The 24,454-nt window shown below is 73.5% G+C and carries 24 protein-coding genes; 20 read left to right on the forward strand and 4 right to left on the reverse strand.

Going from position 1 to position 24,454, the window contains the following annotated elements; genetic code table 11:
* Positions 1 to 3: 3 nt before the first annotated feature.
* Positions 4 to 816, forward strand: a complete 813-nt coding sequence (locus ABZ479_RS07180) for an AIM24 family protein (protein ID WP_500460463.1) — start codon at positions 4 to 6, stop codon at positions 814 to 816.
* 139 nt (positions 817 to 955) lie between these two features.
* Here the strand turns inward: ABZ479_RS07180 and ABZ479_RS07185 are convergent, their stop codons facing one another.
* Complete coding sequence (locus ABZ479_RS07185; RefSeq protein ID WP_500460464.1) at positions 956 to 1,558, reverse strand: TetR/AcrR family transcriptional regulator; 603 nt, start codon at positions 1,556 to 1,558, stop codon at positions 956 to 958.
* 172 nt (positions 1,559 to 1,730) lie between these two features.
* Between ABZ479_RS07185 and ABZ479_RS07190 the strand changes: the two genes are divergently transcribed.
* The 5 genes from ABZ479_RS07190 (at position 1,731) to ABZ479_RS07210 (ending at position 6,195) form a co-directional block, all read left to right on the forward strand.
* The gene (locus ABZ479_RS07190) at positions 1,731 to 2,213 is read left to right on the forward strand and encodes a peroxiredoxin (protein ID WP_499601475.1); all 483 of its coding nucleotides are present in this window, start codon (positions 1,731 to 1,733) and stop codon (positions 2,211 to 2,213) included.
* A gap of 248 nt (positions 2,214 to 2,461) precedes the next feature.
* Positions 2,462 to 3,490 carry an L-threonine 3-dehydrogenase gene (gene tdh, locus ABZ479_RS07195; RefSeq protein ID WP_500460465.1) on the forward strand — a complete coding sequence of 343 codons (1,029 nt, stop codon included), beginning with the start codon at positions 2,462 to 2,464 and terminating at the stop codon, positions 3,488 to 3,490.
* A gap of 67 nt (positions 3,491 to 3,557) precedes the next feature.
* Positions 3,558 to 4,751 (forward strand): glycine C-acetyltransferase, encoded by a 1,194-nt coding sequence (locus ABZ479_RS07200; protein WP_499601472.1) that lies wholly within the window; start codon positions 3,558 to 3,560, stop codon positions 4,749 to 4,751.
* A gap of 4 nt (positions 4,752 to 4,755) precedes the next feature.
* Positions 4,756 to 5,679 (forward strand): LysR family transcriptional regulator, encoded by a 924-nt coding sequence (locus tag ABZ479_RS07205; protein ID WP_500460467.1) that lies wholly within the window; start codon positions 4,756 to 4,758, stop codon positions 5,677 to 5,679.
* A gap of 84 nt (positions 5,680 to 5,763) precedes the next feature.
* On the forward strand, positions 5,764 to 6,195 hold the full coding sequence (locus ABZ479_RS07210) for a guanyl-specific ribonuclease (protein WP_500460469.1): 432 nt from the start codon (positions 5,764 to 5,766) through the stop codon (positions 6,193 to 6,195).
* A 67-nt stretch (positions 6,196 to 6,262) separates the two neighbouring features.
* On the opposite strand, the gene ABZ479_RS07215 is transcribed toward ABZ479_RS07210, so the two are convergent.
* Positions 6,263 to 7,084, reverse strand: a complete 822-nt coding sequence (locus ABZ479_RS07215) for an HAD family hydrolase (RefSeq protein WP_500460471.1) — start codon at positions 7,082 to 7,084, stop codon at positions 6,263 to 6,265.
* 583 nt (positions 7,085 to 7,667) lie between these two features.
* Here ABZ479_RS07215 and ABZ479_RS07220 point away from each other — a divergent pair.
* The 14 genes from ABZ479_RS07220 to ABZ479_RS07285 all read left to right on the forward strand — a co-directional run bounded on the left by ABZ479_RS07220 (position 7,668) and on the right by ABZ479_RS07285 (position 22,534).
* The gene (locus ABZ479_RS07220; RefSeq protein ID WP_500460473.1) at positions 7,668 to 8,960 is read left to right on the forward strand and encodes an ABC transporter substrate-binding protein; all 1,293 of its coding nucleotides are present in this window, start codon (positions 7,668 to 7,670) and stop codon (positions 8,958 to 8,960) included.
* 44 nt (positions 8,961 to 9,004) lie between these two features.
* Positions 9,005 to 9,859: a carbohydrate ABC transporter permease gene (locus ABZ479_RS07225; RefSeq protein ID WP_500460475.1), complete on the forward strand. Its 855-nt coding sequence runs from the start codon at positions 9,005 to 9,007 to the stop codon at positions 9,857 to 9,859.
* Entirely contained in the window at positions 9,859 to 10,782 is a 924-nt protein-coding gene (locus tag ABZ479_RS07230) for a carbohydrate ABC transporter permease (protein ID WP_499601466.1), read from the forward strand. The genes ABZ479_RS07225 and ABZ479_RS07230 overlap by 1 nt, the downstream gene beginning before the upstream one ends.
* Positions 10,779 to 12,890: an alpha-galactosidase gene (locus ABZ479_RS07235; RefSeq protein ID WP_500460477.1), complete on the forward strand. Its 2,112-nt coding sequence runs from the start codon at positions 10,779 to 10,781 to the stop codon at positions 12,888 to 12,890. Before ABZ479_RS07230 ends, ABZ479_RS07235 begins: the two co-directional genes overlap by 4 nt.
* Positions 12,891 to 12,945: 55 nt before the next feature.
* Positions 12,946 to 13,704 carry an SDR family NAD(P)-dependent oxidoreductase gene (locus ABZ479_RS07240; protein WP_500460478.1) on the forward strand — a complete coding sequence of 253 codons (759 nt, stop codon included), beginning with the start codon at positions 12,946 to 12,948 and terminating at the stop codon, positions 13,702 to 13,704.
* 49 nt (positions 13,705 to 13,753) lie between these two features.
* A complete protein-coding gene (locus ABZ479_RS07245) occupies positions 13,754 to 14,515 on the forward strand; it encodes a FadR/GntR family transcriptional regulator (protein WP_500460479.1) in 762 nt (253 codons plus the stop codon).
* Entirely contained in the window at positions 14,512 to 15,657 is a 1,146-nt protein-coding gene (gene dgoD, locus ABZ479_RS07250; RefSeq protein WP_499601459.1) for a galactonate dehydratase, read from the forward strand. Before ABZ479_RS07245 ends, dgoD begins: the two co-directional genes overlap by 4 nt.
* Complete coding sequence (locus ABZ479_RS07255) at positions 15,651 to 16,448, forward strand: hypothetical protein (protein WP_500460480.1); 798 nt, start codon at positions 15,651 to 15,653, stop codon at positions 16,446 to 16,448. The genes dgoD and ABZ479_RS07255 overlap by 7 nt, the downstream gene beginning before the upstream one ends.
* A gap of 26 nt (positions 16,449 to 16,474) precedes the next feature.
* Positions 16,475 to 17,110 (forward strand): bifunctional 4-hydroxy-2-oxoglutarate aldolase/2-dehydro-3-deoxy-phosphogluconate aldolase, encoded by a 636-nt coding sequence (locus ABZ479_RS07260; protein ID WP_500460481.1) that lies wholly within the window; start codon positions 16,475 to 16,477, stop codon positions 17,108 to 17,110.
* Positions 17,107 to 18,000: an SMP-30/gluconolactonase/LRE family protein gene (locus ABZ479_RS07265; RefSeq protein ID WP_500460482.1), complete on the forward strand. Its 894-nt coding sequence runs from the start codon at positions 17,107 to 17,109 to the stop codon at positions 17,998 to 18,000. The genes ABZ479_RS07260 and ABZ479_RS07265 overlap by 4 nt, the downstream gene beginning before the upstream one ends.
* A gap of 9 nt (positions 18,001 to 18,009) precedes the next feature.
* Positions 18,010 to 18,987 carry a sugar kinase gene (locus ABZ479_RS07270; protein ID WP_500460484.1) on the forward strand — a complete coding sequence of 326 codons (978 nt, stop codon included), beginning with the start codon at positions 18,010 to 18,012 and terminating at the stop codon, positions 18,985 to 18,987.
* An 81-nt stretch (positions 18,988 to 19,068) separates the two neighbouring features.
* Complete coding sequence (locus ABZ479_RS07275) at positions 19,069 to 20,280, forward strand: cytochrome P450 family protein (protein WP_500460486.1); 1,212 nt, start codon at positions 19,069 to 19,071, stop codon at positions 20,278 to 20,280.
* Between the two features lie 57 nt (positions 20,281 to 20,337).
* Positions 20,338 to 21,573 carry a 3-phosphoshikimate 1-carboxyvinyltransferase gene (aroA, locus tag ABZ479_RS07280; RefSeq protein WP_500460487.1) on the forward strand — a complete coding sequence of 412 codons (1,236 nt, stop codon included), beginning with the start codon at positions 20,338 to 20,340 and terminating at the stop codon, positions 21,571 to 21,573.
* 223 nt (positions 21,574 to 21,796) lie between these two features.
* Positions 21,797 to 22,534, forward strand: coding sequence for an SAM-dependent methyltransferase (locus ABZ479_RS07285; protein ID WP_500460488.1), 738 nt, complete (start codon positions 21,797 to 21,799; stop codon positions 22,532 to 22,534).
* Positions 22,535 to 22,544: 10 nt separating this feature from the next.
* On the opposite strand, the gene ABZ479_RS07290 is transcribed toward ABZ479_RS07285, so the two are convergent.
* Together ABZ479_RS07290 and ABZ479_RS07295 are read right to left on the reverse strand one after the other, a co-directional pair.
* Positions 22,545 to 23,213 (reverse strand): hypothetical protein, encoded by a 669-nt coding sequence (locus ABZ479_RS07290; protein WP_500460489.1) that lies wholly within the window; start codon positions 23,211 to 23,213, stop codon positions 22,545 to 22,547.
* A 117-nt stretch (positions 23,214 to 23,330) separates the two neighbouring features.
* On the reverse strand, positions 23,331 to 24,368 hold the full coding sequence (locus tag ABZ479_RS07295) for a Gfo/Idh/MocA family protein (protein WP_500460577.1): 1,038 nt from the start codon (positions 24,366 to 24,368) through the stop codon (positions 23,331 to 23,333).
* Positions 24,369 to 24,454: the final 86 nt, after the last annotated feature.

Here is a 24,454-nt window from a genome sequence, read left to right on the forward strand (position 1 = left end):
GCAGTGACCCTCCAGCAGCAGATCGTCGGCAACGCCATGCAGATGGCCGTGTGCACGCTCCAGCCCGGCCAGACCGTCTACTGCGAGGCGGGCAAGTTCCTGTTCAAGACCAGCAACGTGAGCATGGACACCCGGCTCGCGGGCCCCGGCGCCCAGCGCGACGCGCAGGCAGGCGCGGGCGGCGGCATGGGCGGCATGTTCCGCCAGGCCATGGGCACGGCCATGCAGGTCGGCCAGCGGATGCTGGCGGGCGAGAGCATCGCCTTCCAGTACTTCACCGCGAGCGGCGGCGAGGGCACCGTCGGCTTCGCGGGCGTCCTGCCCGGCGAGATGCGCGCCCTGGAGCTGGACGGATCGCGCGCCTGGTACGCGGAGAAGGACGCCTTCGTGGCCGCCGAGTCGAGCGTCGACTTCGGCATCGCCTTCCAGGGCGGCCGCAGCGGCATGAGCGGCGGCGAGGGCTTCATCCTGGAGAAGTTCACCGGCCGCGGCACGGTGATCATCGCGGGCGCGGGCAACTTCATCGACCTCAACCCCGCCGACTTCGGCGGGCGCATCGAGGTCGACACCGGCTGCATCGTCGCCTTCGAGGACGGCGTCCGCTACGGCGTGCAGCGCATCGGCGGGCTCAACCGGCAGGGCATCATGAACGCCGTCTTCGGCGGCGAGGGGCTGTCGCTGGCGACCCTGGAGGGCAACGGCCGCGTCATCCTGCAGTCCATGACCATCGAGGGGCTGGCGAACGCCCTGAAGAAGGCCCAGGGCGGCGACAAGCAGGGCCCCACCGGCGGCCTGTTCTCCACCCACGCCGGCTGACGCCGAGCCGCGCGTCCCCCCGCCCGAACGCCGCTGCCGGCCCCGTGCGGAGCCGGGCCGCCGGCGGGCGGGCCCCTTCCCGGCGGGCCCGGCCGTAGGTGGTCAGGCCGGCGTCACGGGCTGTGCGGCAGGGCCGCCCTCACAACACGCCGGCGGTCCCCAGCACGCGCCGTACGGCCCGCTCCAGCGACGCCCGCACCGCGTCCGCGTCGCCGAGGGCGGCGGTCATCATCGCGCCGTCGCGCAGCAGCATCAGCGTCGCCGCGTCCTCGGCGGCCTCCGGGTCGCCCGCCTCCGCGAGCAGCCCGGCGACCAGCCCCCGCAGCCAGTCCCGGTGGGCCACGATCGCGCGCGAGACGGGGTCGGCCGGGTCGGGGTACTCCGCGGCCGCGTTGAGGAACGGACAGCCGCGGAAACCCGGCGAGCACAGCTGGTCGCCGAGCGCCCCGGCCACCCCCAGCAGGGCCTCCCTCGCGCCCAGCCCCGTGAGCGCGGCCGTGGTGAAGGCGCGGATCTGCCCGTCGGTGGCCTGGATGTAGCTCAGGACGAGCTGCTCCTTGCCGAGGAAGTGCCGGTAGAGCGTCGCCCTGGTCGTGGACGCCTCCGTGACGATCCGGTCCATGCCCACCGCGTGGATGCCCTCGGTGTAGAACAGCCGGGCCGCGGTGGCCAGGATGCGGTCACGCGGCGGCGCGTCCGCGGCGGCATATGTGACGAGGGGAACGGCGGGAGGGGCACTCATGTCCTTGACGGTAGCGGACGGCACCGCGTAGCGTCCCGGCAAGAACGAACGTTCTGCATCGTCGTCTTCCTGCTGTCCGGGCACCCGGACAGCAGGAAGAACCCCGCACACCCCCCCCCCCCCCGGGCCCCGGCGCGCAGCCGCCGGGCCCGCCCCCGTGAGAGGACCCCCCATGCCCGTGCCCGAGACCGGCACCCCCGCCCCCGACTTCACCCTCCCGGGCGTCCTGCTCGACGGACCGGGTGCCGAGCGCGGCGCGTACTCCCTGTCCGCGCAGCGTGGCGCCCCCGTCGTGCTCGCCTTCTACCCCGGGGACGACACGGCGGTGTGCACCAAGCAGCTCTGCTCGTACACCTCCGACCTGGACCGCTTCCGCGACCTCGGGGCGACGGTCTGGGGCATCAACTTCAGCGACCTCGACAGCCACGAGCGGTTCGCCCGCAAGCGCGACCTGCGCTTCCCGCTGCTCGCCGACACCGAGCGCACGGTCGCCAAGGCCTACGGCATCACCATGCCGGGGCTCGGCCTCAAGCGCTCGGTCTTCATCGTGGACGCGGAGGGCATCGTGCGCTGGAAGCACGTCGCCCGCCTCGGGCTGAGCTTCCAGGACACCGACACGATCACCGCACAGCTGGCCGCGCTCGCCCCGCGCTGAGCGGCCCCGGCGCCGGTGCGGCGGCGGTCCGCGTCGCCCTTCCGGCCGAGCGTGAAGCTGCGCTGTTGCCGAGCTTAAGAAAAGATCGATGGACCGAACGCTCGAAGCCGGGCAGATTGCTGTGTGCCCGGCGCAACGCGCGAGCAGGCGCCGACGGGCGCCCTCGCTCCGCCCGGGCTCCCCTCGTGCCCGGTCCGCGTCCCCCCGCGCGGGCCGGGCCACATCGTCTGCCGGCAGGAGTCGCAAGAGTGAAGGCACTGGTGAAGGAGAAGGCCGCGCCCGGCCTGTGGCTGCGGGACGTCCCGGAGCCGGAGATCGGTCCCGGGGACGTCCTCATCAAGGTGCTGCGGACCGGGATCTGCGGCACCGACCTGCACATCCGTGCCTGGGACGGCTGGGCCCAGCAGGCCGTGGCCACCCCGCTCGTGCTCGGACACGAGTTCGTCGGCGAGGTCGCCGCCGTCGGCTCCGACGTCTCCGAGATCAAGACCGGCGACCTCGTCAGCGGCGAGGGCCACCTCGTCTGCGGCAAGTGCCGCAACTGCCTGGCCGGCCGCCGCCACCTGTGCCGCAACACGATCGGCCTCGGGGTCGGCCGCGACGGCGCCTTCGCCGAGTACGTCGCGCTGCCCGCGTCCAACGTGTGGGTCCACCGGGTCGCCGTCGACCTCGACACAGCGGCCATCTTCGACCCCTTCGGCAACGCCGTGCACACCGCGCTGTCCTTCCCCCTGGTCGGCGAGGACGTGCTGATCACCGGCGCAGGCCCGATCGGCATCATGGCCGCCGCCGTCGCCAAGCACGCCGGCGCGCGCCACGTCGTCATCACCGACGTCAGCGAGTACCGCCTGGACCTCGCCCGCAAGGTCGGCGTCAGCCTCGCCCTCAACGTGGGCGAGACCACCATCGCCGACGGCCAGCGCGAGCTCGGCCTGCGCGAGGGCTTCGACATCGGCCTGGAGATGTCCGGCCGCCCCGAGGCCATGCGCGAGATGATCGCCAACATGACGAACGGCGGCCGCATCGCGATGCTCGGCCTGCCCGCGGAGGACTTCTCCGTGGACTTCGCCAAGATCGTCACGTCGATGATCACCATCAAGGGCATCTACGGCCGGGAGATGTTCGAGACCTGGTACGCCATGTCCGTGCTGCTGGAGGGCGGCCTCGACATCGCCCCCGTGGTCACCGGCCGCTACTCCTACCGCGACTTCGACGCCGCCTTCGACGAGGCCGCGAGCGGCCGCTGCGGCAAGGTCGTCCTCGACTGGACCTCCTGACCCCTCCCGGCCCCGCCCCCGCGGCACGGCCCACCGCACCACCCGCAGCCTCCCAGGGAGAACCCCGATGTTCGACTCCGTCCGCGACGACCTGCGCGGCACCCTCGAAGAGATCCGCGAGGCCGGGCTCTTCAAGCCCGAGCGCGTGATCGGCAGCCCGCAGAGCGCCTCCGTATCCGTCACCGGCGGCGGCGTCCCCGGCGACGTCCTCAACTTCTGCGCCAACAACTACCTCGGGCTCGCCGACCACCCCGAGGTCACCGCCGCCGCCAAGGAGGCCCTGGACCGCTGGGGCTACGGCATGGCGTCGGTCCGCTTCATCTGCGGCACCCAGGAGGTCCACAAGGAGCTCGAGGCCCGGCTGTCCGCCTTCCTCGGCACCGAGGACACGGTCCTCTACAGCTCCTGCTTCGACGCCAACGGCGGCGTCTTCGAGACCCTCCTCGACGAGAACGACGCGGTCATCTCCGACGCGCTCAACCACGCCAGCATCATCGACGGCATCCGGCTGTCCAAGGCCCGCCGCCTGCGCTACGCCAACCGCGACATGGCCGAGCTGGAGGCGCGCCTGAAGGAGGCGTCCGACGCCCGCCGCCGCCTCATCGTCACCGACGGCGTCTTCTCGATGGACGGCTACATCGCGCCGCTCGACGAGATCTGCGACCTCGCCGACCGCTACGACGCCATGGTGATGGTCGACGACTCCCACGCCGTCGGCTTCACCGGCCCCGGCGGCCGCGGCACCCACGCCCTGCACGGCGTGATGGACCGGGTCGACATCCTCACCGGCACCCTCGGCAAGGCCCTCGGCGGCGCCTCCGGCGGCTACGTCGCGGCCCGCGCGGAGATCGTCGCCCTGCTGCGCCAGCGCTCGCGCCCGTACCTGTTCTCCAACTCCCTCGCGCCGGTCATCGCCGCCGCCTCCCTCAAGGTCCTGGACCTGATCGAGGACTCCGAGGACCTGCGCACCCGCCTCGCGGAGAACACCGCGCTCTTCCGCTCCCGCATGACCGAGGCCGGCTTCGAGATCCTGCCCGGCGAGCACCCCATCGCCCCGGTCATGATCGGCGACGCCGCGAAGGCGGGCCGCATGGCGGAGCTGCTGCTGGAGCGCGGCGTCTACGTCATCGGCTTCTCCTACCCCGTCGTGCCGCACGGCAAGGCCCGCATCCGGGTCCAGCTGTCGGCCGCGCACTCCACCGCGGACGTCGAGAAGGCGGTGGACGCATTCATCGCCGCGCGCGATGCCCTGGCAGGATGAATGGGTGATTGACGCACGACGGTTGCGGACCCTGCGGGCCGTGGCGGACCACCGTACGGTGACCGCCGCGGCCGCGGCGCTGTACCTGACCCCCTCCGCGGTCTCCCAGCAGCTCGCGGCCCTGGAGCACGAGACCGGCCACCGGCTGCTGGAGCGCGGCGGCCGCGGCGTCCAGCTCACCCCCGTCGGCGAGATCCTGCTCGCCCACGCCAACACGGTGCTGGCGCAGCTGGAACGCGCCGAGGCCGAACTGGCCGCCTACACCTCCGGCGCCGCCGGCGAGGTGACCGTGGCCTCCTTCGCGACCGGCATCGCCCTGGTGCTCGCCCCGGCCATCGCCGCGCTCGGCGGCACCGCCCCGGGCATCCGCGTCCGGGTCCGCGACGCCGAGGGCGACGAGTCGCTGCCCATGGTGCTCGACGGCCGCGCCGAGATCGCCGTGGCCGTCGAGTACCGCGGCGCCCCCCGTGCGGACGACCAGCGGCTCGCCCGCGTCCCGCTGTACGCCGAGCCCTTCGACGCCGTCCTTCCGGCCGGGCACCGCCTCGCGGACGCCGCGACCGGTTCCGTCCGCGTCGCCGACCTCGCCGACGAGACCTGGATCGGCCCCTACCCCGGCAACCCCTGCCACGACGTGGTCGTCCTCGCCTGCGAGTACGCCGGTTTCCAGCCCCGCCTGGAGCACTCCTCCGACGACTTCCGCGCGGTCGTCGCCCTCGCGGCGGCGGGCGCGGGCGTGGCCCTCGTACCGCGCAGCGCGTTGCGCGACATGGACCTGTCCGGTGTCGCCGTCCGCCCCGTCGACGACGTGGTCGCCACCCGGCGCGTGTTCGCCGCCGTCCGCCGCGGCGCCGAGGAGCACCCCCTGCTGCGCCCGGTCCTGGACGCCCTGCGCGAGGCGGCGGAGGGCTCGGGCGGCACGGACTGACCCGGACCGGAAGGTGTGAACTCCCGGGGAACATCCCGTGATTGTCGTTGACATGACAGGCTCTACGCGCGTCATCCTGGAGCCATGAGAATCCCCCCACGGATCCTTCGCATCGGCGCCCTGGGCGCCCTCGCCTCGGCCCTTCTCGTCGGCGGCCCCGCCGTCGCCGCCGCCGCGCCGGCGCCCGCCACCGCGGCCACGGTCTCCGTACAGGCCGCTTCGGCGGCCTCGGCCGGTGACATCTGCTACTCCGACCTGCCGTCGCAGGCCTACACCACGCTCCGGCTGATCGACCGGGGCGGCCCGTTCCCGTACCCCCAGGACGGGACGGTCTTCCAGAACCGCGAGGGCGTGCTGCCCGCCCACGCGAACGGCTACTACCACGAGTACACGGTCAAGACCCCCGGCTCCTCGACCCGCGGCGCACGGCGGATCGTCACCGGCCAGGGCGCCGACGAGGACTACTACACCGCCGACCACTACGTGACGTTCGACCTGATCGACTACGGCTGCTGACGCGGCCCCCTCCACCGCCCTCGGGGCGGCGCCCGGCAGGTCCCACCGGGCGCCGCCCCTCGGTGTGTCAGCGGGCGCCCGCCCGCGTCCCGAAGAGGTGCTCCAGGACGCGGGCCACGCCGTCGTCCTCGTTGGAGGCCGTGCGGTGGGGGACCGCGGCCAGCACGGACGGGTGGGCGTTGGCGACGGCGTAGGCGGTGCCCGCCCAGGTCAGGACGGGCAGGTCGTTGGGCATGTCGCCAAAGGCGACGACCTCTTCGGCGAGGATGCCCCGGGTCGCGCACAGGGCCGACAGCGCGGCGGCCTTGGTGACGCCGTGGGCGCTGACCTCCAGCAGGCCGCGGCCGCCGGAGTGGGTGAACTGGGCCGCGCCGTCCGCGGCGCGCTGCGCCACGGCGAGCAACGCGTCCGCGTCGAGTGCGGGGGACCAGGCGAGCAGCTTCACGACGGGGCCCGGCACCGTCCACAGGTCGTCGAGCGAGCGCACGGGGAGCTCGGCGTGCGCGTCCTCCGGCAGGTGGTGGCCGTACCCCGGTGCCCAGTGCAGATAGTGGCCCGTCTCCACGGCGAAGCCGACGCCGGGCGCCGCCTCCCGCAGGGCGGCGGCCACCCGCCGTGCGACGGGGACGGCGAGCGGGCTGGAGTCCGTGACGGTGCGGCTGCCGACGTCGTACACGACCGCGCCGTTGGAGCACACCGCGGTCCCGGTCAGGCCGGTGGCCGCGGCGAGCGCGTCGAGGTAGCGGTGCGGCCGGGCGGTCACGAGGACGACCTCCGCGCCCGCGCCGGCCGTGGCGCGCAGGGCGTCCAGCGTGCGGGCGGAGAGGGCGCCGTCGTCGCGCAGGAGCGTGCCGTCGAGATCGGTGGCGACCAGTCGGGGGCGGTGCATCGCCGCAATCCTACGGAACCCGGCGGAAGCCTGTGGCGTGCGGTGCGGCGATGCGGTCAGGTCACCAGAAGATCGCGTTTTTAAGTTAATTAGCAATTAATATTGACACGCTTCCGGGGTGCGGCCACAGTTTCCGCCGTGGCACCGACGCCCGGCACGACCGGAGCGGGGTGTCCCGTACCTCCAACTCCCGGGAGAACCCCATGGCTTCGCATCGCGCGGACGCGGCCGGCCGGGGCGTGCCGCGGCACGGCGAAAGCGGTGCGTTCGTCACCTTCCGTGAGTGGGGCGGACGGGGCCACCAGGCCGCGCTCTGAGTCCGGCGCGATCCTCGCGCCGCCTCTCGCAACACCCCCGCTCCACCCTGCTTCACCCCGTTCCACCTGCGTCAACCCGTGCCGTCCGGCACCAACAGGCGTGCCTCCGGGCCGTGTTCGACCCGGGGCGCAACGTCCGGAAAATAAATTAGTAATTAATCTTGACGGGACGCTGACCCCTGCGACAGGCTGTGTGCCTGCCGCACCCAGAGCCGGGCCGTCAGGGGGCCTCAGCTCCGTTCCGTGGGCACTAAGGGAGTGCACAGATGACCGCCTTCAACGCCAGCCGCCGCCGGTTCCTCGCCGTCTCCGGCGCCGTCGGCGCCGGCGCGCTGCTCAGCAGCTGCGTCACCCAGAGCCCGTCCGCCTCCGGAGGAAAGTCCGGCGGCCCGGTGACCCTGCAGTCCAACCTCTCCTCCCCGCAGGCGAAGACCTCGATGCAGCAGCTCGTGGCCGCCTTCAACAAGCGCGGCGGCGCCGAGGCCGAGCTCAACACCGTCGCGTCGGAGACCTTCCGCACGCAGCTGCCGACGTACCTCACCTCGGCCAACCCGCCGGACATCTACACCTGGTACCCGGGCTCCGTCGCCGAGTCGTACGCCAAGAAGGACCTGCTGCTCGACCTGGACGACATCTGGGGCAAGCCCGAGCTGTCCGGCTACACCGACGCCCTGAAGAACCTGTGCACCTCGGCCTCCAGCGGCAAGAAGGTCTTCGTGCCCACCAGCTACTACTGGTGGGGCATGTTCTACCGGAAGTCCAACTTCGCCAAGTGGGGCGTCCAGGAGCCGAAGAACTGGGACGAGTTCCTCGACCTGTGCGACAAGCTCAAGAGCAAGGGCGTCGCCCCGATCGGCCTCGGCGCCGGCGGCGACACCCCGTGGGTCGCCTCCGCCTGGTTCGACTACCTCAACATCCGCGTCAACGGCGCGAACTACCACCGCGAGCTGCTGGCGGGCAAGCACCGGTTCGACGACCCCGAGGTCCGCAAGGTCTTCGACACCTGGGACCAGGCCCGGCCGTTCTTCGACCCCAACGGCACGGCGATACCCTTCCAGGACGCCACCACCGCCCTCCTGCAGGGCCGCACCGGCATGATGCTGATCGGCACCTTCTTCGCCGACGCCGCGCCGAAGGACGCCCTGGGCGACCTGGACTTCTTCCAGTTCCCGATCATCGACCCCAAGGTGCCGGTCGCCGAGGAGGCGCCCACCGACGGGTACTTCGCCAGCGCCCGCGGCAAGCGCACCGACGGCGTCAAGGAGCTGCTGAGCTACCTCGCCACCGCCGAGGCGCAGGAGCTCTACCTCAAGAACTCCTCGGGCACCGCGCTGCCCACCCACCCGGACGCCAAGGACGCCGGCACCCCGCTGGTGGTCAAGGGCCGCAAGCTCATCGAGAGCGCCGCCGAGGTCACGCAGTTCTTCAACCGCGACTCCAGCGACGCGCTCCAGCCGACCGCCGACACCGCGCTGGTGCACTACCTGGCCAAGCCCAAGGAGATCGGCTCCATCCTCACCACGTGGCAGCGCAGCGCACAGAAGATCTGGAGCCAGTGACGATGGCGTTGCTCGGTTCCACACGTCGGTCCAGGGCCACCCGGGTGCCCCCGGTGGTCCTGGCCTTCGTCCTCGTCCCGCTGCTCGCCGAGGCGTTCTGGGTCTTCTGGCCGGCCATCCAGGGGTTCTACCTCTCCCTGACCTCCTGGGACGGGCTGGCCGCCCCGAAGTTCGTCGGTCTCGACAACTTCAGCGAGATGGTGCACGACCCGGTCTTCCGCACCGCCGCCGTCAACACGGTGCTGTGGCTGCTGCTCTTCGGCGGGCTCTCCGCCGCCCTGGGACTCGGTGCCGCGCTGCTGCTCCAGCAGGAGCGGCGCGGCGTCGGGTTCTACCGGGCGGCGCTCTTCCTGCCGGTGGTCTTCTCGCTGGTCGCCACCGCGTTGGTGTGGCAGGCCATGTACCAGCCGGACGGCCTGATCAACAACGTGCTGGAGGGCGTCGGCCTCGGCAGCTTGAAGCATGCCTGGCTCGCCGACCAGGACACCGCCTTCTACGCGGTGATCGTGCCCGCGCTCTGGCGCCAGGTCGGCTACGTGATGGTGCTGTACCTGGCCGGACTCAAGGGCATCGACCCCGTCCTGTACGAGGCGGCCAAGGTCGACGGCGCCACCCGCTGGCAGCAGTTCCGGCACATCACGCTGCCCCAGCTGCGCAGCGTCAACGCGGTCGTCCTGTCGGTGATCGTCATCGACTCGCTGCGCTCGTTCGACGTGGTGTGGGCGCTCACCCGCGGCGGCCCGTACCACTCCTCCGAACTGCTGAGCACCTACATGTACTCCACCGCGTTCCAGTCCCTGCGCCTGGGATACGGCTCCGCGCTCGCCGTCGTCATCTTCGTGCTGGCCTTCGGCGTCATCGCGAGCTACCTCGTGCGCGCCTTCCGGGAGGCCGACTGATGACCGCCACCCACGCCACCGCACGGGTCGAGGACCCCGCCGGCCGCGACGGCAAGGCCACCGAGGCCCCGGCCGCGGCGCCCCGCCGGCCGCTCCTGAGCGGCCGCGCCCTGCGCACCACCGGCTTCCACTTCACCGCGGTCCTGCTGTCCGCGCTGTGGCTGCTGCCGATCGTCCTCGTCCTGGTCACCAGCACGCGGACCTTCGACGACATCGCCGCGCACGGCGTCGGCAGCTGGCCGCACTCCTTCACCTTCGACAGCTTCCGCCAGGCGTGGGTGGACGGCGGCCAGCAGCGCGCCCTCATCAACAGCCTGCTGGTCACGATCCCCACCGTGCTGCTGTCGCTGGGCCTGGCCTCCATGGCCGCCTTCGCGATCAGCCGCTACGACCTGCCCTTCCGGCGCGTCCTGCTGCTGCTCATGCTCGGCGGCAACCTGCTGCCCCCGCAGATCCTGCTGATCCCGGTCTCCAAGCTCAGCGAAGTGCTCGGCATCTACGACCAGCTCTACGCCCTGATCGGGGTGCAGGTCGGCTTCGGCGTCGGCTTCTACGTCTTCGTGCTGCACGGGTTCATGCGGTCGATCCCCAGCGAGATCCAGCAGGCCGCCGTCATCGACGGCGCGGGCCCCTGGCAGATCTACTGGCGGATCATCCTGCCGCTGGCCCGCCCCGCGCTGGCCGCGCTGAGCGCCCTGTCGTTCACCTGGATCTTCAACGACCTGCTGTGGGCCATCACGGTGCTGCGCACCGACAGCCAGATGCCCATCACCGCGTCGCTCATCGGGCTGCAGGGCCAGTACGTCTCGATGTGGAACGTCATCGCGGCCGGTTCGGTGATCGCCGCCGCCCCGACGGTGGCCGTCTTCCTCAGCTTCCAGCGCCACTTCGTGGCCGGACTCAACCTCGGAGCCGTCAAGTGACCGCGCACGACCGGTGGCTGCTGCGCACCGACACCACCACCTACGCCGTCACCCTGGGCGGCGACGGCCGCTGGGCCGAACTCGCCGCCTGGGGGCCGCACGGCGCCGAGGACGGGCCCTCGCCCCTGGACTGGTCGCGCCGCACCCACTTCATCACCCCCGCCGACGCCGCCCCGGCCGAGTACATCCCGTACGGGCTGCGGCCCTTCACCGGCGCCGACCTGATCGCCTCCCGCCCCGGCGGCGACCGCGGCAGCTGGTGGCGGTTCGACGGCGCCACGCAGGACGGCGACCGGGCCCTGCGCCTGGCCTTCGCCGACGACCTCCTCGGACTGCGCACCACGCTGCACTACGAGACGGTGCCGGGCACCGACGTCGTCCTGCGCTGGACGGAACTCACCTGCACCGGCGAGGACGAGGTGCGGCTCGAGCGCTTCGACTCCGCCGCCGTCAACGTGCCCGTCCAGGGCGGCGCACGGCTGACGTACCTGGCCGGCCAGTGGTCCCAGGAGTTCCAGCTGAAGGACGTCACGCTGGAGCGCGGGCGCTTCGAGATGGAGAGCACCCAGGGCTCCGCCGGGCACGCCTACCACCCGTGGCTCGCCGTCCAGGACGCCGCCGCCCCCGCCGAGGGCGCCACCCCCACCTACGGCATCGCCCTGGAGTGGTCCGGCAACTGGCGGATCACCGCGGACGCCGAGCCCGGCGGCGCGGTACGCGTCCGCGCCGGACGCGTGCCCCACGAGGGCGCCGTGCGCCTCGCCCCCGGCGAGACCCTCGTCACGCCCCGGCTGGCCTGCGCCTTCAGCGCCGACGGCCTCGACGGCCTGGCCCGCGTCTGGCACCGCTACGAGCGGCATCTGACCGGCGGGCGCATGGACCGGCCCCGCAAGGTCCTCTACAACTCGTGGGAGGCCACCGGCTTCGACGTCGACGCGGGGAACCAGCTGGAGCTGGCCAAGGTCGCCGCCGAGCTCGGGGCCGAACTCTTCGTCGTCGACGACGGCTGGTTCACCGGACGGCCGGACGACACCGGCGGCCTCGGCGACTGGGACCCGGACCCGGCCGAATTCCCCGGCGGCTTCGACCGCTTCGTCGAGGACGTCCGTGCCCTCGGCCTGGACTTCGGCCTGTGGGTCGAGCCCGAGGGCATCAGCCCCCGCTCCAGGCTCTACGCCGAGCACCCCGAGTGGGTGTACCGGATCGACGGCCGCCCGGCGACGCTCGTGCGCAACCAGCTGCTGCTCGACCTCGGCCGCGAGGACGTCCAGGAATTCGTCATCGGCACCCTCGACCGGTTGCTGAACTCACACGCCATCAGCTATCTCAAGTGGGACATGAACCGTCCGCCCACCGAGCGCGGCCGCCCCGGCCACCCGGCGGGCGCGGACCCCGAGCGCCAGGACCTCGACGCCGCGCACGTCGCCGGCTACCTCCGCGTCCTGGACCACCTGCGCGCCGCGCACCCGCACGTCACCGTCGAGGGCTGCGCGGGCGGCGGCGGACGCGTCGAGCACGCCACCATCGCGCGCACCGACGTGGTGTGGCCCAGCGACAACACCGCGCCCATGGACCGGCTGCGCATCCAGTACGGCTACCTCCACGCGCACGCCCCGCACACCATGAGCTCCTGGGTCACCGACGCCCCCGGCGTCTTCGACCCGCGGCCGCGCTCGCTCGCCTTCCGTTTCGTCAACTCCGCCGCCGGCGTGCTCGGCATCGGCGCCGACATCCGGCACTGGACGCCAGAGCAGCGGGCCGAGGCCGCGCGGTGGATCGCCCGCTACAAGGAGGTCCGCGACGTCGTCCACCACGGCGAGGTCCACCTGCTGGGCAGCCCCGCCGACCCGACCTGCGGCGTCCAGTACGAGGAACCGGGCGGTGACCGCCTGGTGGTGACGGCCTGGAACACCGGCCTCCTCGACGGCGCGCCCCTGGTGCCCGGCCGGGCCGCCCGGCTCCGGCTGCGCGGCCTGCGGCCCGACGCCGTCTACGCCGACACCGCCACCGGCACCCGCTACAGCGGCGCGTACCTGATCCACTCGGGACTGCCGTTCGCCTGGACCGCCGATGACGACGCGGAGTTGACCGTCCTGGCCCGGCAGTGACGACAGCGGAAGAATCTGCACCCAGCTGACCCACCGACAGGAGACGACCCACCCCATGAACCCAACGGCCCGCTTCACCAACCGCGTCGCCGTCGTCACCGGCGCCGCGTCGGGCATCGGCGCGGCGAGCGCGGCACGCCTCGCCGCCGAGGGCGCGGCCGTCGTCCTCGTCGACATCGCCGCCGACCGGGGCGAGGAGACCGCCGAACGGCTGCGCAAGGACGGGGCCCGGGCCCTGTTCGTCGCCGCCGACGTCGCGGACGAGGACGACTGGCAGCGGGTGGTCACGGCCGCCCACGGCTTCGGGCCCGTGGGCGTCCTGGTCAGCAACGCGTACACGGTGACGGTCGCGCCGGCCCACGAGACCAGCCTCGCCTCCTGGGAACGGCAGCTGTCGGTGAACCTCACCGGCGCCTTCCTCGGCGTGAAGGCGACGCTGCCCGACCTGCGCGAGCACGGGGGAGCCGTGGTGCTCGTCTCCTCGGTCCACGCCCACCGGGGCATCCCCGGCCACCCGGCGTACGCGGCCGCCAAGGGCGCCCTGCTGTCGCTGTGCGGTCAACTCGCCGTCGAGTACGGTCCGGACGTCCGCGTCAACGCGGTGCTGCCGGGGCCGATCCTGACCGCCGCCTGGGACCGCGTCCCGGAGTCCGACCGCGCCGCGAGCGTGGCCGAGACCGCGGCGCGCCGGTTCGGCACCCCCGAGGAGGTCGCCGCCGCCGTCGCCTTCCTCGCCGCCGACGAAGCCTCGTACATCACCGGATCGAGCCTGCTCGTGGACGGCGGCTGGAGCGTCACCAAGGCCTCGGCCTGACGGAACCGAACGCACCGGCCACCGACCGAACAGCAAGAAAGGCAAACACATGACGCCATACGCGCGCCGCGGAGTGCACGGCCAGACCGTGGAGACCCTCGCCCGCCGAGTGCTCAGCGGCGAGATCCCCGAGGGAGCGACGCTCGACATGGCGGCCCTGCAGAGCGAGCTGGACGTCAGCCTGACGGCCCTGCGCGAATCGCTGAAGGTGCTCGCGGCCAAGGGCATGGTCGACGCCCGGCAGAAGCGCGGCACCTTCGTCCGGCCCCGCTCGGACTGGAACCTGCTCGACGCCGACGTGCTGCGCTGGCAGTTCTCCGAGGGCAGCGGCACCGGCGCCGACCTGGCACTGCTGCGCAACCTCGGCGAGGTCCGCGGGATCATCGAACCCGCCGCCGTGCGGCTGGCCGCCGCCCGCCGCACCGACGCCGACCTGGAGGAGCTGGAGGCGGCGCTGACCGCCATGGGCGAGGAGGGCGGCGCCAACCACGCCGTCGAGGCCGACCTCGCCTTCCACCGGGCGCTGCTCGCGGCCACCCACAACGAACTGCTGGAACGCATGGAGATGGTCATCGAGTCGGGCCTGGCCCAACGCGACCAACTCGTGCACAGCGCCCCGCACAGCGAGGACCCGGTGCCCAGCCACCGCGCCGTCCTCGACGCCGTACGCGACCGGGACCCGGACGCGGCGGAACACGCCATGCGCGCCCTGCTCGACCAGGCGACGCGTGACCTCGACAAGGTGAGCGGCCCGCAGGCGCCCGAGGGCGCGGACGGCTCCGACGAACAGAAGGACGGCCAGGCACAGTGAAGATCGCGCGCGTCGAGACCTTCCTCGTCCCGCCCCGCTGGCTGTTCTGCCGCATCGAGACCGACGACGGCGTCGTCGGCTGGGGCGAGCCTGTGGTGGAGGGCCGCGCCGAAGTGGTGCGGACCGCCGTGGAGGTGCTCGCCGAACACCTGGTGGGGCAGGACCCCCTGCGGATCCAGGACCACTGGCAGGTGCTCAGCAAGGGCGGCTTCTACCGGGGCGGCCCCGTGCTCTCCAGCGCCGTGGCCGGCATCGACCAGGCCCTGTGGGACATCGCGGGCAAGGCCCTCGGAGTACCGGTGCACACCCTGCTCGGCGGCCCCGTCCGCGACTCGGTCCGGGTGTACGCCTGGGTCGGCGGCGACGAGCCGGACCGGCTCAAGGAGGAGATCACCGCCCAGGTGGAGGCGGGCTTCACGGCCGTCAAGATGAACGCCGCAGGGCGTACCCCGCCGCTCGGCAGCCCCGCCGAGACGGCCGCCGTCGTGGAACGCGTCACGGCCGCCCGCGAGGCGCTCGGCCCGCACCGGGACGTCGCCGTCGACTTCCACGGACGGTTCACCGCCGCCAACGCGCGCCGCGTGCTGCACGAGATAGCCCCGCTGCACCCGCTGTTCGTCGAGGAACCCGTCCTGCCCGAGCAGGCGCACCTGCTGCCGGGCCTGGTCGCGGCCTCCTCCGTGCCGCTCGCCACCGGTGAACGGCTCTACGGGCGGGCCGACTTCCTGCCGGCCCTGACCGCGGGCATCGCCGTGGCCCAGCCGGACCTGTCGCACGCCGGCGGGATATCGGAGGTCACCCGGATCGCCTCGCTCGCCGAGACGTTCGGCGCGCACCTTGCGCCGCACTGCCCGCTCGGACCGATCGCGCTGGCCGCGAGCCTGCAGGTCGCCTTCGCCACCCCGAACTTCCTGATCCAGGAGCAGAGCCGGGGCATCCACTACAACAAGGACGCAGACCTGCTGTCCTACCTGGTCGACACCGAGCCCTTCCGGTTCGTCGACGGCCAGGCCCGCCGCACCGAACTGCCCGGGCTCGGCGTCGCGATCGACGAGGACGCGGTCCGCGCCGCCGACCGGTCCGGCCACGCCTGGCGCAACCCGGTGTGGCGCCACGCCGACGGCTCCTTCGCCGAATGGTGACCGGCGACCGGCTCCCCGTCTCGGTGGTCACCGACCCGGAGCACGGCGGCCGTTGGACCTCGCTGACGGCGGGCGGCCGCGAATGGCTCTGGCACCGCGCCGAGCCCCGGCGGCCCCTGGTCCGGCCCGGCGATCCCTTCGCCGACGCCGGTGGCCTGGAGGAGTGCGTGCCCACCGTGCGCGGCCTGCCCGACCACGGGGACGCCTGGTCGCGGCCCTGGCGCCGGGAGCCGGCCGCGGACGTCGTGGACTGCCCCGACTTCCGGCTGACCCGGCGCCTGAGCACGGAGGCGGGCGCCGCCGTCGCCGACTACAGGCTCACCGCCGAGCCCGGCTACCGCTTCGTGTGGGCCGCCCACGCCCTGCTGGAGCTCTCCCCGGACGCGTGGATCGGCATCGACGCGGGCACCGAGACCCGGCTCTACCCCGACGAGGGGCCGGGCTGGGTCACCGGGGCCTGGCCGCACGTCGAGGGCATCCCCTTCGACCGGCTCGGCCCTGACGACGGCACGGCCGTCGGCGCAGTCGTCCTCACCCCGGGGGTGACCGTGCACGACGGCCCCGACGCGCTGCACCTGGCCGTCGAGGCCGGGGGCAGTCCCGTCGCGGTCGCCCTGTGGCGCAACCTCGGCGGCTTCCCCCAGGACGCGCCGTACCGGTCGATCGGCGTCGAGCCGATGCTCGGCCGGGTCTTCGACCGCACCGGGGCGGACGACGGCGACACGGTCGTCGTCCCGCCCTCCGGCGAGGTCGCCTGGCGGCTCACGGTCACCGCGACCCGCCGCCCCTGAACACCCATCACCAGAAGGGATGTCGGATGGACCTGCTCGCCGCGCTGCGTGCCCACCGGCTGCTCGCCATCGTCCGCGGCAGCGACCCGGACGCCGCGCTGACCACCGTGCTCACCCTCGTCGACGAGGGGATCAGCCTCATCGAGGTGTCCCTCAGCGGACGTGACGCGCTCGACGTCATCGCCCGGGCGCGCACCGCACTCGGCCCGGACGCGACCCTCGGGGCCGGAACCGTGCTCGGCGCCGACGACGCACGGGCCGCCCACAAGGCCGGTGCCACCTTCCTCGTCACCCCCGCGGTCAGCGACGGCATCTCCACCGGACGGGAACTCGGACTCCCGGTGCTCGCCGGGGTGATGACCCCCACCGACATCCTCCAGGCGCTGCGGCTCGGCGCCGACGCGCTCAAGCTCTTCCCGGCGGGCAGCGCGGGCGGCCCCGGCTACCTCCGGGACCTGCGCGGGCCCTTCCCCGAGCTGCCCTTCGTGCCCGTCGGGGGCGTGGACGCCCAGGCCGCCGCGGCATACCTGGACGGCGGCGCCGTCGCCGTCGGCGTCGGATCGCCCCTGATCGGCGACGCCGCCGAGGGCGGCAGCGTCACCGCCCTGCGCGAACGCGCCCGCACCTTCCTGGACGTCGTCCGTGCGCAGGCCCGCCCGTGACCGCCACCGTGCCGTCCCCGGCCGTCCTGGGCAGCGACCGCCTCGAACTCGGCGAGGGCATCCGCTGGACGGACGGTCGCGCCGTGCTCACCGACATCCTCAGCGGGCGGTTGCTGGCCGCCTCCGAAGGCCCCGATGCGCCCCACACCCTGCTCGCCCAACTCCCCTGCCCGCTGGGCGCGGTGGCGCCGGTAGAGGGGCGGCCCGGTCACTGGGTCGCGGCAGCGGGCACCGGCATCTGCCGCATCGACCCCGCGGGCCGGACCGAATGGCTCGCCCGCCCCGAGGACGACGCCCCGGTGCCGATGCGGATGAACGACGGCGTCGCCGACCCGCACGGCCGCTTCTGGGCGGGCAGCATGGCCTACGACACCACCGAGGACGCCGGCTCGCTCTACCGCCTGGACCCCGACGGCCGTGTGACCCGCGTGCTGCGGGACATCACGATCCCCAACGGCCCGGCCTTCACCGCCGACGGCACCGTCATGTACCTCGCCGACAGCGCCCGGGGCGTCATCCGGCGCTATCCGGTCGACCCCGAGGGTGGCGACCCCGGTACGCCCGACACCTTCGTCACACTCGCCGACGGCAGCCCCGACGGCATGACCACCGACAGCGAGGGCGGTCTGTGGACCGCCGTCTGGGGCACCGGCCAGGTCCACCGCTACCTCCCGGACGGCAGCCTCGACCGGATCGTCGACCTGCCCGCAGGACAGCCCGCCGGGCTCTGCCTCGGCGGCCCCGACGGCCGGACCCTGCTCGTCACCAGCGCGCACATCGGCCTGGAGGCGCCGGGGCCGCTCGACGGTGCCGTCTTCGCCGTCCGGGTCGACGTGCCCGGCACACCGGCCGCCCCGTACCGTCCGGCGGACCGCGCCGACACCCCCTAGGAAGCCACCATGAGCACCCCCCGGCCGCTGCGACCCGGACCCGTGGTCTGCGTCGGCGAGACCATGGCCGCCCTCGCCCCCGACCCGCTCGGGCCGCTGGACGCAGCGGACCTGCTGCGCGTCGACGTCGCGGGCGCCGAGTCCAACGTCGCGCTCTACCTCGCCGACCACGGCATCCCCGCCCGATGGGTCTCCGCGGTCGGCGACGACCCCTTCGGCCGGCGGATCCGCGCCCGGATCGCCGCGGGCGGCGTCGACGTCTCCGGGGTGCGCACCGACCCCGCGCGGCCCACCGGGCTCCTGCTCAAGGACCCGGGCGCGCACGGCACCCGCGTCCACTACCACCGTGCGGGGTCCGCCGCGTCGGCGCTCACCCCGGACGTCCTCGACACCCCGGCACTGACCGGGGCCGCGCTCGTCCACCTCAGCGGCATCACCCCCGCCCTGTCGTCCGGCTGCCACGCCCTCGTCGAACGGGCGCTGCGCCCCGACCGCCCTTGGCCCGTCAGCTTCGACGTCAACCACCGCCCCGCGCTGTGGACCGGCCGCTCCGCCGCCGACGTCCTGCGACCGCTCGCCGACCGGGCCGACATCGTCCTCGTCGGCCTCGACGAGGCCCAGGCCCTGTGGGGGGAGGGCATCACCGACGCCCACTCGGTCCGCGAGTTGCTGCCGGGGCCCGGCATCCTCGTCGTCAAGGACGGCTCCCGCGCCGCCACGGCCTTCACCGGGAGCGACGTCCACAACGTGCCCGCCCTCACCGTCCGGGTGGCGGAACCCGTCGGCGCCGGGGACGCCTTCGCCGCCGGCTTCCTCAGCGGCCTGCTGCGGGACCTGCCCGTGGGGCGCGCCCTGCGGCTCGGTCACCTGACCGCGGCCTCGGCACTGCGCGTCGCCGCCGACCACGGGCCGCTCCCGGACCCCGCCGTCCTCGCCGCGCTCCTGGAGGCGGACGCGGAGACCTGGCGGACCGCCACGATCGGCTGAATCCTTCGGATGAGACCGTCCGGGGTGTCTCGTCCCGCAGGGTGACGTGTCGCGACGGGCCCCCGGGTTACCGTGCGGTACATGGACACGGTCGATCTCACGGTCTACGGCGAGGAGTTCACCGCCGATCCCTATCCCGTCTACGCCAGGCTCCGCGAGAAGGGGCCCGTGCACCGCGTGCGTACCGCCGACGTCGGGGAGCTGTGGCTGATCGTCGGCCACGACCAGGCCCGGGCCGCGCTCGCCGACACCCGGTTCGCCAAGGACTCCCGCGCACTGGGCTGGACCTCCTACGACGAGGAACTCCTCGGCCGCCACATGCTCGTCTCCGACCCGCCCGAGCACACCCGGCTGCGCAAGCTGGTGGCCCGCGAGTTCACCGGCCGCCGGGTCGAGGAGCTGACGCCGCGGGTGGAGGAGATCACCGCAGCCCTGCTCGACACGATGTTGGCCCGCTCGGACGGTACCGCCGACCTCGTCGAGGCGCTCGCCTACCCGCTGCCGATCACGGTCATCTGCGAGCTCCTCGGGGTGCCCGACCTGGACCGGGCGGCCTTCCGCGCCTGGTCGAACGAGGTCGTCGCACCGACCGGCCCCGAGGCCGAGCGCAGGGCCTTCGAGGAACTCGCGGCCTACCTCCACGAACTCATCGAGGACAAGCGCTGCGCGCCCGGCGACGACCTGATGAGCGCCCTCATCCGCACCACCTCCGAGGACGGCGACCGGCTCTCGCGCCCCGAGCTCAGCGGCATGGCCTTCCTGCTGCTGATCGCCGGACACGAGACCACGGTCAACCTGATCTCCAACGGTGTCCGCGCACTGCTCACCCATCCGGACCAACTGGCGCTGTTGCGTGCCGACATGAGCCTCATCGACGGCGCCGTGGAGGAGATGCTCCGCTACGACGGCCCCGTCGAGACCGCCACCTTCCGCTTCACGACGGAACCGGTCGACGTCGCGGGCACCGTCATCCCGTCCCGCGAACCCGTCCTCGTCGCACTGGCCTCCGCCGACCGCGACCCCGGCCGCTTCGCCGAGGCGGACCGCTTCGACATCCGGCGCGACAGCCGGGGGCACGTCGCCTTCGGGCACGGTCTGCACTACTGCCTCGGCGCCCCGCTCGCCCGCCTCGAAGGACGCATCGCCGTCCGCGCGCTCCTGGAGCGCTGCCCCGACCTCGCCCTCGACGCCGATCCGGCGAAGCTGGACTGGCTCCCCGGCATGCTCATGCGCGGTGTGCGCCGCCTCCCCGTGCGCTTCACGCCCGCCGGGCCCGGCACGCCCGCCGCCTAGAATGGGCCTGCCCCTCACCAGGGCGTCCCCGCACGTCAGGCAGCACAGGAGAGCACCGTGACCGTCGTCGCCGTCCCCGGATCGAAGTCCGTCACCGCCCGGGCGCTGTTCCTGGCGGCGGCGGCCGAGGGGACGACGACACTGCGGCGGCCGCTGCTCTCCGACGACACCGACGGCTTCGCCGAAGGACTCGTCCGGCTCGGCTACCGCATGGACCGCGGCCCGCAGGAGTGGCGCGTCGAAGGACGCCCCGCCGGGCCCGCGCTCCCCGAGGCCGACGTCTACTGCCGCGACGCCGCCACCGCCGCCCGCTTCCTCCCGGCCCTCGCCGCGGCCGGGCACGGCACCTACCGCTTCGACGCCTCCGCCCAGATGCGCCGGCGTCCCCTCGCCCCGCTGACCACCGCGCTGCGGACGCTCGGTGTCGACCTGCGCCACGATGAGGCGGAGGGCCACCTGCCGCTGACCGTCACCGCCGACGGCATCGCGGGCGGCGCACTCGACCTCGACGCGAGCCTTTCCTCGCAGTTCCTCACGGCGCTGCTCCTCGCCGGCCCCCTCATGCGCGACGGACTGCGCATCAACGTCACGGGACTGGTCTCCGTCCCCTACGTCGAGATCACCATCGCCATGATGCGCTCCTTCGGCGTCGAGGTCGGCCGCGAGGGCGACGTGCTCGTCGTCCCGCCCGGCGGCTACCGCGCCGCGGACTACACCGTCGAGCCCGACGCCTCCACCGCCGGCTACTTCTTCGCCGCCGCCGCCCTGACCGGCCGCGAGGTCACCGTGCCCGGCCTGGGCACCGGCGCGCTCCAGGGCGACCTCGCCTTCGTGGACGTACTGCGCCGCATGGGCGCGCGCGTCGAGACCGGCACGGACGCCACCACCGTCTCCGGCACCGGCACGCTGCGCGGGATCACCACCACGATGCGGGACATCTCCGACACGATGCCCACGCTCGCGGCGATCGCGCCCTTCGCCGACGGCCCGGTGCGCATCGAGGATGTCTACAACACGCGGGTGAAGGAGTGCGACCGCCTCGAGGCCTGCGCCGCCAACCTGCGCCGCCAGGGCATCCGGGTGGAGACCGGCCGCGACTGGATCGAGATCCACCCCGGCACCCCCGCCCCGGTCGAGGTCGCCTGCCACGGCGACCACCGCATCGCGATGAGCTTCGCCGTCGCCGCACTCCGCACGGAGGGGGTCACCTTCGACGAGCCGGGCTGCGTGAAGAAGACCTTCCCCGAGTTCCACGAGGTGTTCGGCGAGCTGCGCGAGGAGTGGGGCCTGTAGGGCCGGGGCCGGAGAATACCGCCCCGCCGTCCCGACGATCGTCCTGTCCATGCCGTTCGTGTCCCTTCCCCCGGTGGTGTCCGTCGTGGCCGTGACGGCCCCGACGGCCGTGCTGCCTCGATGTCCCTTCGACCCGGGAAACCGCCACCGCCACCGATCGCGTTGCACGTCCGCGCCGAATTAACCGGATGCGGTGAACCCCCTGCCCTGCGAAGCTGCGCCGATGGAACGACGCCGCATCTCACGCATCGCGCACACCCACCACCCGATCGCCGCACCGCTCGACGACGCGGTGGTGCGCCACCTCCTCGGACGGGCGCTGCGCCGGGGGGACGAACGCGTCCTCGACCTCGGCTGCGGGGAGGGCGCCTGGCTGCTGCGGGCCCTCGACGGCCGCCCGAAGGTCACGGCGGAGGGCGTCGACCTGGACACCGGCGCACTGGAGAAGGCGGCCCGTGAGGCCACCGCGCTCGGCGTCGGCGACCGGCTGACCCTCCACGAAGGGGACGCCGGCGGCTTCGCCCCGCCGTACCTCTTCGACGTCGTCCTCAGCGTCGGCGCCGCACACGCCTTCGGCGGCCTCCTGCCGACCCTCGCCGCGGCCCGGGAGCACCTCGCCCCCGGCGGCACCGTGCTCATCGGCGACGGCTTCTGGGAGCGCGAACCCACCCAGGACGTCGTCGACATGCTGGGGGAGTACGAGGACCTGCCGAGCACCGTGGACCGGATCGTCGCGGACGGCTGGACCCCGGTCCTCGCCCACGTCAGCAGCATCCGTGAGTGGGACGACTACGAGTGGTCCTGGACCGGCTCCCTCGCCGAGTGGGCCCTGGACCACCCCGGCGACCCGGACAGCGGCGCCGCCCTCGAAGCCGCCGCCGTCCACCGCGCCGAGTGGCTGCACGGCTACCGCGGCACGTTCGGCTTCGTCACGCTGCTGCTGCGGCGCACGACCTCCTGACCGTCGGCGCTCAGCCGCCCGGAAGCCCCGTCGGACGGGAACGGAAGCTCGCCACCACGATGTGGAGGCTGACGACCAGCGCCCACAGCGGGAAGACCAGCTCGGCCAAGGGCACGTTCGGGACCACGAACAGCAGCGTGACGCCCACGAGGTAGCCCAGCAGCACCAGCCAGCGCGGGAAGGACCCCAGCCGCAGCCCGACGGTGGAGGCCGACAGCACGAACACCGCGGCCATCCGCATCGAGTACGTCGTCAGCAGGCTGTAGGTGAGGTGCTGGCCGAAGTAGGCCAGCTCGGTCCGCGGGGTCCCGGGCGAGGCTACCTGCGTGGTGGCCAGCAGGCTGCCGGCCGCCGCGGCGGCGCCGAAGAGCGTCGCGACGAACACCAGACCGCTGCCGAGGAACACCGTCGAGAGGAACTTGTCCTCGCCCGGGCCGACGTGCGCGCGCACCGCGCCGATGAACCACAGGAAGAAGATGCCGGCGAAGGGGATGAGGGCCAGTGCCGTCTGCACCCCGCTGCGCGAGGAGAGACTGAGCGGCGACTCGGTCAGCGCGCCCTCACCGCTGGGGATGGAGGCCCGGACCAGCACGATGGCGGCGCCGATCAGCACCGCGAACGCGATCCCCACGAGTCCCGCCGCACGCGGCGTGCGCAGCGCCTGGACCTTCATCGCCATGAAAGGTCCTTCCCTCGTGGACCGCCCGGACCGCCTCGTCCCAGCAAGCACCGCCCCGGGTGATCACGCCACCCGGGGCGGACCGCGGGGGTGACGTGCCCGCGGCGCCCCGCGGGGTCACCGCACGCGCGTGCCGGCGTGCTCCGCGACGTCGGCCATCTCGGCGACCGTGACCGGCCGCCGCTCCCGGCGCGAGACCTCGCACGCCTCCGCCACCAGCAGCGCGTCGAGCGCCTCGCGCCCGTCGCAGGGGTTCTCCGAACGACCCGTCACGACCTGCAGGAAGGCGTCGATCTCCGCCCGGTACGCGTCCCCGAAGCGGTCCACGAACCCGGTCCACGGGTCGGGCACGCCCGGGGCCGCGCCCGGTTCCACGGACGTGACCGGCGTACGGGGGCCGACGCCGACGGCGATCTGGTCCAGCGACCCGGCGAGTTCCATGCGGATGTCGTAGCCGGCGCCGTTGTAGCGGGTGGAGGTGGCGGTGGCGAGGGTTCCGTCGTCGAGGGTGAGGAGCGCCGCCGCGGTGTCCACGTCGCCCGCGTCGCGGAAGAAGGCGGCCCCGCCGTTGGCGCCCGTGGCGTAGACCTCGGCGACCTCACGGCCGGTCACCCACCGGACCGCGTCGAAGTCGTGGATCAGGCAGTCCCGGTAGAGCCCGCCGGACAGCGGCACGAACTCCGGCGGCGGGGGCGCCATGTCGGAGGTCAGCGCCCGCACGGTGTGCAGCCGCCCGAGCCGTCCGGCCCGGACGGCCTCCCGGGCGGCGCGGTAGCCGGGGTCGAAGCGGCGCTGGAAGCCCATCTGGAGGACGGCGCCGGCCTCCTCGACCTCGCGCAGCGCGGTGACCGTCGACTCCAGGTCGAGGGCGACCGGCTTCTCGCAGTAGACGGGGAGCCCGGCCCGCACCGCGCGGGAGATCAGCTCCGCGTGGGCGGAGGTCGCCGAGGCGATGACGACCGCGTCCGCGCCGCCGGCGAACGCCGCGTCGACGGAGGACGCGGCCCGCGCGCCGGCGCCCAGCCGCGCGGCGGCCCCGGCGGCCCGCGCGGCGTCGGCGTCCGCGAGGACCAGTTCGGAGACCTCGGGATGGGCGTGCAGGGTGGCCGCGTGGAAGGAACCGAGGCGCCCGACACCGAAGAGGACGACGCGCATGTACGGGGATGCCTTTCTCACGGATGCGGTGGAGGCGCGGGCGGGGCGGCCAGGGAGTAACCGTCCCACCCGCGCCGGATCCGGGG

This window comes from Streptomyces sp. NPDC005722, assembly GCF_040630935.1.
Classification (GTDB): Bacteria; Actinomycetota; Actinomycetes; order Streptomycetales; family Streptomycetaceae; genus Actinacidiphila.

Bases quoted from the DNA above. Each gene is read 5' to 3' on its own strand.
- ABZ479_RS07185 (WP_500460464.1), bottom strand. From the start codon at position 1,558: ATGAGTGCCCCTCCCGCCGTTCCCCTCGTCACATATGCCGCCGCGGAC.
- ABZ479_RS07190 (WP_499601475.1), top strand. From the start codon at position 1,731: ATGCCCGTGCCCGAGACCGGCACCCCCGCCCCCGACTTCACCCTCCCG.
- ABZ479_RS07200 (WP_499601472.1), top strand. From the start codon at position 3,558: ATGTTCGACTCCGTCCGCGACGACCTGCGCGGCACCCTCGAAGAGATC.
- ABZ479_RS07210 (WP_500460469.1), top strand. From the start codon at position 5,764: ATGAGAATCCCCCCACGGATCCTTCGCATCGGCGCCCTGGGCGCCCTC.
- ABZ479_RS07215 (WP_500460471.1), bottom strand. From the start codon at position 7,084: ATGCACCGCCCCCGACTGGTCGCCACCGATCTCGACGGCACGCTCCTG.
- ABZ479_RS07220 (WP_500460473.1), top strand. From the start codon at position 7,668: ATGACCGCCTTCAACGCCAGCCGCCGCCGGTTCCTCGCCGTCTCCGGC.
- ABZ479_RS07230 (WP_499601466.1), top strand. From the start codon at position 9,859: ATGACCGCCACCCACGCCACCGCACGGGTCGAGGACCCCGCCGGCCGC.
- ABZ479_RS07240 (WP_500460478.1), top strand. From the start codon at position 12,946: ATGAACCCAACGGCCCGCTTCACCAACCGCGTCGCCGTCGTCACCGGC.
- ABZ479_RS07245 (WP_500460479.1), top strand. From the start codon at position 13,754: ATGACGCCATACGCGCGCCGCGGAGTGCACGGCCAGACCGTGGAGACC.
- ABZ479_RS07255 (WP_500460480.1), top strand. From the start codon at position 15,651: ATGGTGACCGGCGACCGGCTCCCCGTCTCGGTGGTCACCGACCCGGAG.
- ABZ479_RS07260 (WP_500460481.1), top strand. From the start codon at position 16,475: ATGGACCTGCTCGCCGCGCTGCGTGCCCACCGGCTGCTCGCCATCGTC.
- ABZ479_RS07270 (WP_500460484.1), top strand. From the start codon at position 18,010: ATGAGCACCCCCCGGCCGCTGCGACCCGGACCCGTGGTCTGCGTCGGC.
- ABZ479_RS07275 (WP_500460486.1), top strand. From the start codon at position 19,069: ATGGACACGGTCGATCTCACGGTCTACGGCGAGGAGTTCACCGCCGAT.
- ABZ479_RS07285 (WP_500460488.1), top strand. From the start codon at position 21,797: ATGGAACGACGCCGCATCTCACGCATCGCGCACACCCACCACCCGATC.
- ABZ479_RS07290 (WP_500460489.1), bottom strand. From the start codon at position 23,213: ATGGCGATGAAGGTCCAGGCGCTGCGCACGCCGCGTGCGGCGGGACTC.
- ABZ479_RS07295 (WP_500460577.1), bottom strand. From the start codon at position 24,368: ATGCGCGTCGTCCTCTTCGGTGTCGGGCGCCTCGGTTCCTTCCACGCG.